General features: G+C 35.7%; 12 protein-coding genes. 5 read left to right on the top strand and 7 right to left on the bottom strand.

Annotated elements, in window-relative coordinates; translation table 11 throughout:
- The first annotated feature begins 22 nt into the window (after positions 1 to 22).
- Positions 23 to 715 carry a carboxylesterase family protein gene (locus OZP12_RS06460; protein ID WP_281228234.1) on the top strand — a complete coding sequence of 231 codons (693 nt, stop codon included), beginning with the start codon at positions 23 to 25 and terminating at the stop codon, positions 713 to 715.
- A gap of 28 nt (positions 716 to 743) precedes the next feature.
- Here OZP12_RS06460 and hisS read toward each other — a convergent pair whose 3' ends face one another.
- A complete protein-coding gene (gene hisS, locus OZP12_RS06455; RefSeq protein ID WP_281228232.1) occupies positions 744 to 2,114 on the bottom strand; it encodes a histidine--tRNA ligase in 1,371 nt (456 codons plus the stop codon).
- Positions 2,115 to 2,665: 551 nt separating this feature from the next.
- Between hisS and OZP12_RS06450 the strand changes: the two genes are divergently transcribed.
- Entirely contained in the window at positions 2,666 to 3,910 is a 1,245-nt protein-coding gene (locus OZP12_RS06450; RefSeq protein ID WP_281228230.1) for an ABC transporter permease, read from the top strand.
- A gap of 116 nt (positions 3,911 to 4,026) precedes the next feature.
- Here OZP12_RS06450 and OZP12_RS06445 read toward each other — a convergent pair whose 3' ends face one another.
- From OZP12_RS06445 to OZP12_RS06425, 5 genes are all read right to left on the bottom strand, one after another.
- Positions 4,027 to 6,183 carry a YfbK domain-containing protein gene (locus OZP12_RS06445; RefSeq protein WP_281228229.1) on the bottom strand — a complete coding sequence of 719 codons (2,157 nt, stop codon included), beginning with the start codon at positions 6,181 to 6,183 and terminating at the stop codon, positions 4,027 to 4,029.
- 79 nt (positions 6,184 to 6,262) lie between these two features.
- The gene (locus OZP12_RS06440) at positions 6,263 to 7,222 is read right to left on the bottom strand and encodes a hypothetical protein (RefSeq protein ID WP_281228228.1); all 960 of its coding nucleotides are present in this window, start codon (positions 7,220 to 7,222) and stop codon (positions 6,263 to 6,265) included.
- 2 nt (positions 7,223 to 7,224) lie between these two features.
- Complete coding sequence (locus tag OZP12_RS06435) at positions 7,225 to 7,725, bottom strand: RNA polymerase sigma factor (protein WP_281228226.1); 501 nt, start codon at positions 7,723 to 7,725, stop codon at positions 7,225 to 7,227.
- Positions 7,726 to 7,975: 250 nt separating this feature from the next.
- On the bottom strand, positions 7,976 to 8,830 hold the full coding sequence (gene prmC / locus OZP12_RS06430; protein ID WP_281228225.1) for a peptide chain release factor N(5)-glutamine methyltransferase: 855 nt from the start codon (positions 8,828 to 8,830) through the stop codon (positions 7,976 to 7,978).
- A 79-nt stretch (positions 8,831 to 8,909) separates the two neighbouring features.
- Positions 8,910 to 9,395 carry a GNAT family N-acetyltransferase gene (locus OZP12_RS06425; RefSeq protein WP_281228224.1) on the bottom strand — a complete coding sequence of 162 codons (486 nt, stop codon included), beginning with the start codon at positions 9,393 to 9,395 and terminating at the stop codon, positions 8,910 to 8,912.
- A gap of 107 nt (positions 9,396 to 9,502) precedes the next feature.
- Between OZP12_RS06425 and ribD the strand changes: the two genes are divergently transcribed.
- The 3 genes from ribD to OZP12_RS06410 all read left to right on the top strand — a co-directional run bounded on the left by ribD (position 9,503) and on the right by OZP12_RS06410 (position 11,896).
- Positions 9,503 to 10,546, top strand: coding sequence for a bifunctional diaminohydroxyphosphoribosylaminopyrimidine deaminase/5-amino-6-(5-phosphoribosylamino)uracil reductase RibD (ribD, locus tag OZP12_RS06420; protein ID WP_281228223.1), 1,044 nt, complete (start codon positions 9,503 to 9,505; stop codon positions 10,544 to 10,546).
- The gene (locus OZP12_RS06415; protein ID WP_281228222.1) at positions 10,539 to 11,144 is read left to right on the top strand and encodes an HAD family hydrolase; all 606 of its coding nucleotides are present in this window, start codon (positions 10,539 to 10,541) and stop codon (positions 11,142 to 11,144) included. Before ribD ends, OZP12_RS06415 begins: the two co-directional genes overlap by 8 nt.
- 128 nt (positions 11,145 to 11,272) lie before the next feature.
- Positions 11,273 to 11,896, top strand: coding sequence for an IMPACT family protein (locus OZP12_RS06410; RefSeq protein ID WP_281228221.1), 624 nt, complete (start codon positions 11,273 to 11,275; stop codon positions 11,894 to 11,896).
- A gap of 30 nt (positions 11,897 to 11,926) precedes the next feature.
- Here OZP12_RS06410 and OZP12_RS06405 read toward each other — a convergent pair whose 3' ends face one another.
- A complete protein-coding gene (locus OZP12_RS06405; protein ID WP_281228219.1) occupies positions 11,927 to 12,331 on the bottom strand; it encodes an acyl-CoA thioesterase in 405 nt (134 codons plus the stop codon).
- Between the last annotated feature and the right edge of the window lie 21 nt (positions 12,332 to 12,352).

Raw genomic sequence — 12,352 nt, 5'->3', positions numbered from 1 at the left:
TCTAAACAATACCCCCAAATTCATGCGTTTTTATATTTTATTTTACCTGCTAATGCTTTGTGGCATTCCTACTGCACAAGCACAACTAAAAGCCATCACTGACCAAACCGACTATCCTTTCTGGATTAATCTACCCAGTCAGGATGTGCTGGATAAAAAAGCACCAATCATTTTATTTTTACATGGAAAAAGCCTGTCCGGAACTAACTTAAATCGCGTAAAACGTTATGGCGTGCTGCGCGCAATAGAAACCGGAAAAGAAATACCCGCCATTGTAATTGCGCCTCAAGTAGCACATGGCGCTTGGGATCCGGACAAACTTTTGAAACTTTTGGAATATGTACAAAACAATTACAACACTGATTTGTCGAGAGTTTACGTTTGTGGAATGAGTCTTGGTGGTTACGGAACTTTTGATTTTGCCGGCAAATATCCTGATAAAATTACGGCAGCCGTTGCCATTTGTGGAGGCGGAAATACCAAAGATGCCTGCAATCTGGCTACAATTCCGCTATGGGTGATTCACGGAAACAGAGATTATATTGTTCCTCTTTCGGAATCAAAAAAAATGGTAAAAGCCATTGAAACCTGTAATCCCGATGCGAATCTGACTTTCACCATTGTTAAAGGCGGAAATCACGGCAGTGTCGAACATTTTTTCAGGGAAGATAAAATCTATAACTGGATGTTAAGTCAAGCTAAATTTATCCCATAAAAAAAGGCTGCATTTCGCAGCCTTTTTGTTATTTTAAGATCTCTTTCAATTCGTCTAAATTGACTTTCTTCTGTTCTCCGGAAACTAAGTCTTTCAAACTATATTGATTGTCGTTCATTTCTTCGCCACCCACGATTACCGCATAAGGAATGAATCGTTTGTCGGCGTGTTGAAATTGTTTACCCACTTTTACATTATCAGGATATAATTCTACTTTTATACCCGAAGCTCGCAATTCTTTAATAGCTTTCATCGAATAAAAAGCTTCTTTTTCTCCGTAGTTGATAAACAACGCTTTTGAAGTTGAAGTCACCGCTTCCGGGAATAATCCTAATTCTTCCAGAACCAAATAGATTCGGTCAAGACCAAAAGAAATTCCAACACCACTCATGTTTTTCAATCCAAAAATACCGGTCAAATCGTCATAGCGTCCACCACCTCCTATGGAACCCATTGCAACGGTTTTTGGAGCGGCTACTTCAAAAATAGCTCCTGTATAATAATTTAGTCCTCTGGCCAATGTTACATCCAAATCCAAACTAGCTTTTGATAATTCCAAACTATTGACAGTATCACAAATGAAACGCAGTTCTTCTACCCCTTTCAAACCTTCGGCTGATGAAGAAAGCAAAGCTGATAATTTTTCGATTTTCTCCGAGATTGTTCCTGTAAAATTGAACAAAGGCTGAACTTTGGCAATTGCTTCTTCGGAAATTCCTTTTTCAATCATTTCTTTCTTTACGCCGTCCTCTCCTATTTTGTCCAATTTATCCAAAGCAACAGTAAAATCAATCAGCTTATCTGATGCTCCGATTACTTCGGCAATTCCTGAAAGTATTTTTCGGTTGTTGATTTTTATGGTAACGCCTTCAAGACCCAAAGCTGTAAAAACAGAATCATACAACTGTACTAATTCCACTTCCTGCCACAATGATTTAGAACCAACTACATCGGCATCACATTGAAAAAATTCTCTGAAACGCCCTTTTTGAGGACGATCGGCGCGCCAAACTGGCTGAATTTGGTATCTTTTGAATGGAAATTCGATATCGTTTTGGTGTTGCACTACGTAACGCGCAAACGGAACGGTCAAATCGTAACGCAAAGCTTTTTCAGAAATACTTGAGGTTAATCGCGTACTGTCTTTAGCTTCCAAATGGCTTTCATTTGCCTTTGACAAATAATCCCCAGAATTCAATATTTTGAAAATTAAACGGTCGCCTTCTTCTCCATATTTTCCCATTAAGGTTTCGGAGTTTTCAAAAGAAGGAGTTTCTATAGGTTGAAATCCAAACTTTTCGAAATTGCTTTTTATGATTTGGATAATATATTGTCTTTTTGCCACCTCAGCAGGTGAAAAATCTCTGGTTCCTTTTGGAATACTTGGTTTTGATGCCATTTTATTGATTTTAGAATTCTGATTTTAGATTTTAGATTTTGACTAAATTCTAAATCGACTGCAAATATCTTACTTTTAAAATAATTACGTTTGAAAAATTTGTGAATTAATTTCACACTATCATTTGTGAAATTAATTCACTTTACCTTCCATCATTTTTGTCTTTTTGTGCCTTTGCCTCTTGCGAGATTTATTTTTTCTCGCAAAGACGCAAAGGCGCAAAGTACTAATCGTGTTTTTACTTAAGTTTCTGAACAGTATTATTATATTGAATACTTCATCAATGCACACATGCCCTAGCCCAGATAGCAGCGACATCCTTTTATGCCGTCTCGTCTCAAAAGACGAGACGGCATAAAAGATATAGCGGATAGCTGGATAAAGCTCCAAAAACATATAATTTGTTTTTTTTGAACCATTAAGATATAAAGGTTATTAAGCCCAACACTTAATTTTCTAAATATCTTAATGGTTTTAAATTTACTCTGATGTTTAATTTTTTTTTCAAATAGTAATTGTAACAAAAAACGTATTTTAGTGTCAAACAACGCATGATGCTAAAACTATTCAAAGAAAATATCCGAATTGCTTTTGGTTCTATTCGGACACAGATATTGCGAACTACTTTGACCGTAATAATTATTGCTATCGGTATAACGGCACTGGTTGCAATCCTTACCCTCGTATCGGCATTGGAACACACTTTGTCATCCGATTTTGCTTCGATGGGAGCCAATACATTCAACATTAATCAATACGAAAACACTTCGCGAAGACGAGGCGGAAGGGAACGGGAAATTATCAATCCTATTATTTCCTATCCCGAAGCTGTAGCTTTCAAAAACAAATACAATTATCCGTTTACCGAAACTTCAATATCATTTACCGCAACTTCGACTGCCGAAGTACGATATGAAGCCTTAAAAACGGATCCCGAAATAAAGGTTCTTGGGGTTGATGAACACTTTTTGGTCAATTCGGGTCTTGAAACCAACATGGGACGAAATTTCACGAATTTTGATGTTTCGAACAATACCTATACTTGTGTAATTGGTTCTGATTTTTCAAAAGGAATCCTCAAAGATGTTAATCCTATTGGCAAAATCCTTTCCATAAGAGGCGCCAAATTTAGAGTAATTGGCATCCTGAAAGAGAAAGGCTCTACCTTCGGAAACAGCCAGGATTTAAGGATTTTGATTCCTATTCAAGTTGCACGTTCGTTATTTACCGCACCAAATATCAACTACAGCTTAAGTGTTATCGTGGGCAAAAAAGAATTATTGGACGAAGCCATTGATAATGCCAACAGCACGATGCGTAGAGTTCGCAAATTAAGCCCAGTTAAAGACAATAATTTTGGAATTGTACGAAGCGACGATTTAATTAACAGGATCCTTAGCATCACCCAATATCTAGGTTTGGCGGCGTGGCTCATCGGTATCATTACCATTCTTGGATCGTCAATCGCTTTGATGAACATCATGATTTTTTCAGTAACCGAGCGCACCCGCGAAATCGGTGTTCGAAAAGCTTTGGGAGCCAAAAAATCAACCATTGCGTTTCAGTTTTTTATAGAAACACTTCTTATTGGGCAAATTGGTGGTTTAGTCGGGATTATTTTCGGAATCTTAATCGGTTTTGGAATTGCAACGGCCATGCATTTCTCTTTTGTAGTTCCGTGGGGTGCTATTGTGGCGGCTTTTGTTACCAGTTTTATTGTGGCTTTGGTTTCTGGCTTGTATCCCGCAATTAAATCAGCAAATCTGGATCCAATTGAGGCATTGCGTTATGAGTAATTTAAATTGGCCACGGATGACACGGATTAAACAAATTTACGCAGATTTATTTTAAAAACTTACATAAAATCGATAAGAATCCGTTTAATCCGCGTCATCTGTGGCCCAATCTTCTGCTATTTCACAGCTTCTACTAGTCGAATAAACTCTGCTTTGTAACCATCCGCATCATTAGACAAACCTTCTTTGGCTAGTTTTTTAATGTCTTCCGAAGATTTATTAGAAACTAGTTTTGAATCCCTCAATTTCAATCCGAACCAAGCTACGGCAGAACTAAATTTCATATCGTCACTCGCTTTCTCCAAAGCAACCGCTTTGTTTTCTATTACCTGAACCATTTCAATACTTTTGTCCCCATCTGGTTTTTTGTAACGGAATTTTATGGTTGCCAATTCATCACTGTAATTATTCGAATTTGTTTCCGTTTTAGTGTATTTTAAATCATCTGGTTGTTCGGCTAAATAATCGCTTTTTACGCCAGTAGGAATAATTTCATACAAAGCCGTAACGGTATGTCCGCTTCCTAATTCGCCTGCGTCGATTGCATCATTTTTAAAATCTTCCGGACGCAATTTTCTGTTTTCGTAACCAATCAATCGATAGGCCTGTACTTGTTTTGGATTGAATTCAATTTGGATTTTTACATCTTTGGCGATAGCAAACATAGAACCTTTGAATTCTTTGCCCAAAAAACGGTTGGCTTCCTGAATGTTGTCGATATAAGCGTAATTTCCGTTCCCTTTATCCGACAGCGTTTCCAATTTACTGTCTTTATAATTGCCCATTCCATACCCCAAACAAGTCAGGAAAACACCTGTTTTTCTTTTTTCTTCAATCAATTTCTCCATATCAGAATTAGAAGAACTTCCTACGTTAAAATCGCCGTCTGTTGCCAGAATTACACGATTATTCCCTCCTTTGATAAAATTTTCTGACGCAATTTTATAAGCCAATTCAATTCCCGCGCCGCCAGCTGTACTTCCTCCAGATTGTAATTGATCTAAGGCATTTATTATCGTTTGCTTTTCATCTCCGTTTGTAGGAGGCAAAACCATTCCTGCCGCCCCGGCATAAACAACAATAGCTACTTTGTCTTTTTGACGAAGTTCGTTCACCAATATTTTCAATGATTGTTTCAATAAAGGAAGTTTGTTGGCATCACTCATAGAACCCGAAACATCAATCAGGAAAACAAGATTTGATGCTGGTAAATCTTCAGTTGGAATATTTTTTCCTTGCAAACCAATTTTTAAAATTTGATTTTTAGAATTCCAAGGCGAATCGTTCAATTCGGTATTTATAGAAAAAGGGTGTTCATTTTTTGGCTGTGGGTAAGTATATTTGAAAAAATTAACCATTTCTTCTACACGTACTGCGTCTTTTGGAACTTGTTGGCCATTATTTAAAAAACGTCTGATATTAGTATAAGATGCGTTGTCAACATCAATTGAAAATGTAGAAAGTGGTGCTGTTCTTGGACTTTCGAAAGCATTTTCTACAAATGAATCATAGTCTTCCTGAGTCGGTTCAGAAGGAATTGGCATGATATTTAATTTTTTATCCAATTCTTGTTCAGTAAGATTTTTGTAAAGTTCATTTTTAGTCGAAATAACGACCACACCATTTGAAGCTTTATTTCCATAAATAGAAGTTGCAGCAGCATCTTTCAGCACTTTCAAATCTTTAATATCATTTGGGTTGATTTTTGACATTTGATTGGCTTTAGCTGGAACTCCGTCAATAATATACATCGGTTCATTTTTTGGAGAAACAGAGGCAGCTCCACGGATTACAACATTTTGACTTGGATTATAAACGGCGTTATTTTGAACCTGAACTCCCGCCACTTTTCCTTGCAATGCTACCGAAGCAGTTGCCGCCGTTTTAGCTTTTTTTCTCTCTGCACGATCGTAACTTCTTGTACTGTAATCTGAAGTACTTTCGCCATAGCCTACAACAACGACTTCTTGCAATTGATTACTGCTTTCCTTCAATGCGACATTGATAACACTTGATGATTTGACCTTAATGGTTTGAGAATCCATTCCGATAAAACTAAAAATAAGTGCATCTCCTGTTTTTGCTTGAATAGAATAGTTTCCGTCATAATTCGTTTGTGCATAATTTTTAGTGCCTTTAATATTTATTTGCACTCCCGGAAGCGGCACATTGGATTGATCCGTAACAGTTCCTGTAATAGTTCGTTCTTGTGCCATGGATACAAAACACATAAGCATAGCAATGGCTGATGAAATAAGTTTTAGACTTTTCATGATAGTAAGTTTTAAGATTAATTTTTGGATTTGACTTTGTCAAAGTTTGAAACTTTGACAAAGTTTTGTTGAATTCAGATTATTTTTTCGGGGTTGGCTTTCCTGTTTTTGTGGTAATTATTACAACTCCTTTTTTTCCTTTTTCGCCGTATTTTTCAACAGCTTCAATATCTTGTAGAATTGTGATTGTTTTTATATCCTGCTGATTTAATGGCGCATAAGGACTTGTTGGATTTTCTCCAAATAAATCATTTTCTGAATAATATATGCCATCAATAATATAAAGAGGTTCATCTAGAATTACCAACGATTCTACATTTTCGGGCTTTAAATTTTCCATTTCGGCTTGCATCATTTTGTCTCTTTTTGCCTCATCGTTATGAGCAATTGCCTTCCCGTTCAAAATAACCAAAGGCGCGCTTTGTTTCATTTGCAAGGTTTGTTTATCCGCAAAAGCAAGGCTTGCAGATTCTCTTTGAGGACGACTCGAATAGCCTATTCGTAAAACTTCTTTTTTGGAAAGCATTTTATCGCTTTCATCTTCAATATTTTCATCTTTTGAAGGTTCTGCCGCAGCAACTGCCTCTACACTTGCAGGCATATTGTAGGATTCAGTCTGTATATTTGTCACAGGTTCCTGAATTGCAACGCTTTCTTTATTTTTTATTTGATTTTCCAAAATCTTTTCAGCTTTTTCTTTTGCAATCAATTGTGAATCAGAAGAAACTATCGTTTGTTCTTTTTTTGTATAGTTGTTTTCGACAGATTCTTTTGGAGTTTCTGTGGTCACAACTTTATCTGTGTTTTCTAAAGTTGAATTTTTATCTGTTTTTAGAAATTGATAACCCAAAGAAATTACCAATAAAAGAGAAGCTGCAACTGCAATTTTTTTCCATAATAAAATGGTTCTTTTGTCTTCTTTTTTATCGAGTTTTTCTGCCACGCGCTCCCAAACTTTTTCCATTCCCGGAAAATCCTTCTCTTCGGCTTTTTGGGAAGCCTTTTTGATTTTTTCGAATATTTTATCTTGATTGTCCATGACTATTTTGCTTTTTGATAATACAAATTGTTCACTAATTCCTTTAGCTTAGTTTTCGAAACATTCAATTGTGATTTCGATGTACCTTCGGAAATGTTAAGCATAACAGCAATTTCTTTGTGACTAAAACCTTCGATAACAAAAAGATTAAAAACTGTTTTACAGCCATCAGGAATACGATCCAACAAACCCAATAAATCTTCCTCTTCAAGTTCGGTTACTTCATCAGTAAAAGGCTGAGAAAGTGTTTTGACGTCATCGAGATACAAATTGAAATTGGTATTTTTCTTGATGGTTGCCAAACAATGATTGACTGTAATTTTTCGGGACCAAGCTTCAAAAGCGCCAAGTTCTTTGAGCTGTTCCAATTTTGTGAAAATAGTATAAAAAGCATCGGCCAAGGCTTCTTCTATTTCTTCCTCTTTCTTTAGGTAACGCTTACAAGTGCGATACAATTTTGGAGCCATGAGCTCATACACCTGACGCTGGGCATCGCGGTGCATTTTTTTGCAGTCGGAAATTAGTTTTTCGTTTATCACAATTGTTGTCTTTCTACTAAAGAGGATTAAAAAGCGAAAAAGGTTGGGAAGAAGTTGAAAAAAAATTAAATTATTTTATAACATCTTCAAAAACAAAGTAGTATCAGTTTAAAAAAATCAGCCACAAATTACGCAAATAGATAATAATTTAAAACGAATTATACCGATCATAATCATTTTTACAGTATATCTACATAAATCTGGAAAATTCGCATCATCTGTGAGCCAAAGTCATCCTGTCATTACCGTAAATATCTTTGCGGAGTTCAATATTTTCAAAATTCATTTTTTCTAGTAAATCAATCATTTCCTGACCTAAATATTGATTGATTTCAAAATACAATTGTCCTGAATTGGATAAGTTTTTTTGAGCCAATTCGGCTATTTTTCTATAAAAAAGTAAAGCGTCATCATCTTCAACAAAAAGTGCCAAATGCGGTTCATTGTCCAAAACATTTTTCTTGATTTCCTCTTTTTCGAGATTTCGCACATAAGGCGGATTCGAAACAATAATATCAAACTCTTGTCCCAAATCCATGGTTTCAAGAATATTTTTCTCAATAAAAGTAACTTCGACGGAATTTAGTTCGGCATTTTTTTGGGCTGTAGCCAAAGCTTTTTCAGAAACATCAATCGCAAAAACCTTTGCATTTGGCAGATTCTTAGCTAATGAAACAGCAATACATCCACTACCTGTTCCAATATCGAGAATTTTTACTTTTTGCCCTTTGCCTTTTGCCTTTTGCCTTTTCAAAATCCAATCCACCAATTCCTCAGTCTCCGGCCTCGGAATCAAAACAGCTGAATTGACTTCAAAATCCAATCCATAAAAACTCGTTTTTCCCAATAAATATTGAACCGGAACCTCTAATTTCAATTGTTCCAAAATTGAATCCCAAACAGCAAGTTCTTCCTCTGAAAGTTCCAAATCCGGCTTTAGAGCCAAATCAATTCTTTTCAGTTGCTGTTTTTCTTCCAATATCAAATAGAAAAAGCTCTCCGCTTCGACTCCATCATAAATTGGAGCAAGTGTTTGAATAAATTGGGTTCTGTATTCTTTTATTTTCATTTTCTAATATAAAAATGTATTAACCGCAAATGCGCAAATTTCTGTTTTAATTTTAAAATCATAAATCGTTAATCTGAAATTATAATTCTTTAAGCATCCAAACCGGACAACTTGTATGGCCTGTACTTCCCATTGGCGAACAAATATATTCGAAACCAACTTTTTTATACAACTTTTGAGCATCGTGCATAAAAGGCATTGTTTCCAAATAGCATTTTTCGAAACCAAATTCGCGGGCACTTTGCAGACACTTTTCCATTATTTGGCTACCGATTCCCTTTCCGCGAGCTTCAGGAAGAAAATACATTTTTTGTAATTCACAATAAATAGCCGCTTCATTTGCCAAGGGTGCGACTCCTGCACAACCAACAATTCGACCTTCATTTTCTACAACAAAATAGACTGATCTTGGCTTATTGTATTCTTCAAACATCAAATCGAGATAGGGATCTTCATAGGCCGTTCCAATTTTTGGAATATTCAACTCGTCGAAAACATTCCTTATCAATTGGGCAACCGCTTGATTGTCTTCTTTTTGTATTTTTCTAATAAGCCACTTGTCCATAAAAGCTCTAAAATTATTAATTCGTAAACAAAAATAGCCATTGTATTTGGGAAACATCCTAAGTTCTAAAACTAAATCCTAAACTCAAAAATCACTACTTTTGCAAAGTGAAGATACATGAAAAATATATCAACCGTTGCATTTCCTTGGCCAAAAATGGACTCGGAGCAACTTATCCTAACCCGATGGTGGGAAGTGTCATTGTTTATGAAGACAAAATCATAGGCGAAGGCTGGCACAAAAAAGCAGGCGGTCCCCATGCCGAAGTCAATGCTGTAAATTCGGTTAAAGACAAATCGTTGTTAAAAAAATCCACTATTTATGTTAGTCTGGAACCTTGCAGTCATTTTGGAAAAACACCTCCTTGTTGCGATTTAATCATTGAGAACGAAATTCCAAATGTTGTTATCGGCACTGTGGATCCTAATATAATGGTAGCTGGAAATGGCATTAAAAAATTAATCGAAGCCGGAATCCATGTCACAGTAGGGGTTTTGGAAGACGAATGCAACGAACTCAACAAACGTTTTTTTACTTTTCATCAAAAGAAAAGACCTTATATATTATTAAAATGGGCAGAAAGTCAGGATGCATTTATTGCCCCTCTTGAAAAACTGGAAAAAAAACCGGTTTGGATTACCAACACCTATTCCAGACAATTGGTACATAAATGGCGAACCGAAGAACAGGCTATTTTAGTGGGAACACAAACCGTTATCGACGACAATCCTCAGCTCAATGCGAGAGATTGGCACGGAAACAACCCTGTTCGATTAGTGCTGGATCAAAACAATCGTATTCCGAAAGACAATGCCGTTTTTGACAATAAAATTAAAACAATAGTCTTTACCGGTTCCGAAACTTCTGTTTCCCAAGAAAACACTACCTTTGAGGTAATTGATTTTAAACAAAACATAGCCGAACAAATTGTGAATTCACTTTACAAACACAATATCCAATCGGTTATTATTGAAGGTGGTCTTCAAACTTTGCAGACCTTTATCGATGCCAATCTTTGGGACGAAGCTAGAATTTTTAAAGGAAATACATTTTTAAAAGAAGGTATCAACGCCCCTTTGATCCCCAAAACGAGTTCTGAAAAATATAAAATTGAAGAGGACAAACTCACAATAACAAAAAACTATGATTGATGCTATAATTTTTGATTTTGGAGACGTGTTTATCAATTTAGATAAACAGGCCACGATGGATGGTTTAAAAGATCTGGGCATACCTGAATGGAATGAAGATTTGAACCAATTGAACCTACAATATGAAGTGGGGGCAATTTCGGAAGCAGACTTTTTGACCGGAATTCAAGAACACACCAACAATGCCCCTATCGAAAAAATTGCCAAAGCCTGGAATGCGATACTATTGGATTTTCCTCTGTATCGTTTGGAATTTCTGCAAATGCTTTCGCAAAAATATCGCTTGTTCCTTTTGAGCAATACCGATGCAATACATATCAACACTTTTGAAGAAACAACAGGGTCCTCATTTTATAGTGCCTTTTACCAATGTTTTGAAAAAGTATATTTTTCGTTTGAAATCGGAATGAGAAAGCCGAGTCCTGAAATTTATAGTTTTGTATTGGATCAAAATGGACTGCAAGCAAAACATACTTTATTTATAGACGACAAAAAAGAAAATACCGATGCCGCAAAGGAACTTGGTATTCAGGTTTGGAATCTACAAGTTGGAAAAGAAGATGTTATCGATTTAATTGACAAAAAGATTCTTCAATAACAATCACAAAAATCAAAAGGCAAAGGGCAAAGGGCAATGACAAACTTGAATAAAAAATAAATCAAAACACAAAATCTTTAAATTTCAAGATTTAATATTGTAATTGACATTGACCTTTGACATTAAAAATGAAAGACACCTATAATACCATTGCATTTCCATCGGAAGAATCGCTTTTCAAGGAAAAAAACAGCAAGTTTTTTGGCTATGCCTACCCAATTGAGTCGGAGGAAGAAGTAAAACCTTTGATAGAAATCTTAAAAAAACAACATCCTCACGCTGTACATTATTGTTATGCCTATCAAATAGGAGCCGAAAAAATTCAATATAGAGCCAATGATGATGGTGAACCTAGTGGCACGGCCGGGATTCCAATTTACGGACAAATTCAGTCTTTTGGTCTTACCAACATCCTTGTCGTTGTAGTCCGAATTTATGGCGGAATAAAATTAGGCGTTGGGGGATTAATTTCTGCTTATAAAACTTCGGCACAAATCACTTTGGAATCCTGTGAAATTATAGAAAAAACAATCGATGTTCCCTTTCTGATTTCATTTGACTATAAAAACATGAACAAAGTAATGCGTGTAATCAAAGAGAAAAAATTAGACATCGTTTCTCAGGAAATGGAAATAAATGAAGAAAACAATTTACCGATTGGAAAAATTGTAATAAAAAGCAGAAAAAAAAATGCCGAAATGGTATTCGACACTTTTAAATCATTATTTGAAATAAACATAAAAAAACTATAAATTCTCATTTAAAAGAACTCATTCTGATTATTATTCAAAAGTTTTTAGTAGTTCCAAAATGTAATCCGGAGGAACAGTTGGCCTACCCGTTTTTAACGAAACAAAAACTAACATAAATTGAGCAGTTGTTAATAACTCTTTCGCTTCATTGTATATAGCGCAATCAAATTCTATCTTCACGGACGTCTGACTTTTGAAAACGGTATGCACAGTCAACAACTCATCATAAACCGCCGATTTTTTATAATTGATATTCATATTTACAATAGGAAGCCCGATGCCGCTTTCTTCCATCTTTTTATATGAAATCCCTTTGTTTCTAAGCCATTCCACTCTTCCTATCTCAAAATAAGGGATGTAATTCCCATGATAAACGACTCCCATTTGGTCTGTTTCCGAATAACGAACGCGAACTTGAATTTGATGATCTTTCATTAATTTTGACGTATTTTTTAA

The sequence above is a fragment of the Flavobacterium aquiphilum genome (assembly GCF_027111335.1).
GTDB lineage: Bacteria > Bacteroidota > Bacteroidia > Flavobacteriales > Flavobacteriaceae > Flavobacterium > Flavobacterium aquiphilum.
This window is presented reverse-complemented; position numbering and strand designations above follow the sequence as displayed.

Bases quoted from the DNA above. Each gene is read 5' to 3' on its own strand.
- OZP12_RS06460 (WP_281228234.1), top strand. From the start codon at position 23: ATGCGTTTTTATATTTTATTTTACCTGCTAATGCTTTGTGGCATTCCT.
- hisS (WP_281228232.1), bottom strand. From the start codon at position 2,114: ATGGCATCAAAACCAAGTATTCCAAAAGGAACCAGAGATTTTTCACCT.
- OZP12_RS06450 (WP_281228230.1), top strand. From the start codon at position 2,666: ATGATGCTAAAACTATTCAAAGAAAATATCCGAATTGCTTTTGGTTCT.
- OZP12_RS06445 (WP_281228229.1), bottom strand. From the start codon at position 6,183: ATGAAAAGTCTAAAACTTATTTCATCAGCCATTGCTATGCTTATGTGT.
- OZP12_RS06440 (WP_281228228.1), bottom strand. From the start codon at position 7,222: ATGGACAATCAAGATAAAATATTCGAAAAAATCAAAAAGGCTTCCCAA.
- OZP12_RS06435 (WP_281228226.1), bottom strand. From the start codon at position 7,725: ATGCACCGCGATGCCCAGCGTCAGGTGTATGAGCTCATGGCTCCAAAA.
- prmC (WP_281228225.1), bottom strand. From the start codon at position 8,830: ATGAAAATAAAAGAATACAGAACCCAATTTATTCAAACACTTGCTCCA.
- OZP12_RS06425 (WP_281228224.1), bottom strand. From the start codon at position 9,395: ATGGACAAGTGGCTTATTAGAAAAATACAAAAAGAAGACAATCAAGCG.
- OZP12_RS06415 (WP_281228222.1), top strand. From the start codon at position 10,539: ATGATTGATGCTATAATTTTTGATTTTGGAGACGTGTTTATCAATTTA.
- OZP12_RS06410 (WP_281228221.1), top strand. From the start codon at position 11,273: ATGAAAGACACCTATAATACCATTGCATTTCCATCGGAAGAATCGCTT.
- OZP12_RS06405 (WP_281228219.1), bottom strand. From the start codon at position 12,331: ATGAAAGATCATCAAATTCAAGTTCGCGTTCGTTATTCGGAAACAGAC.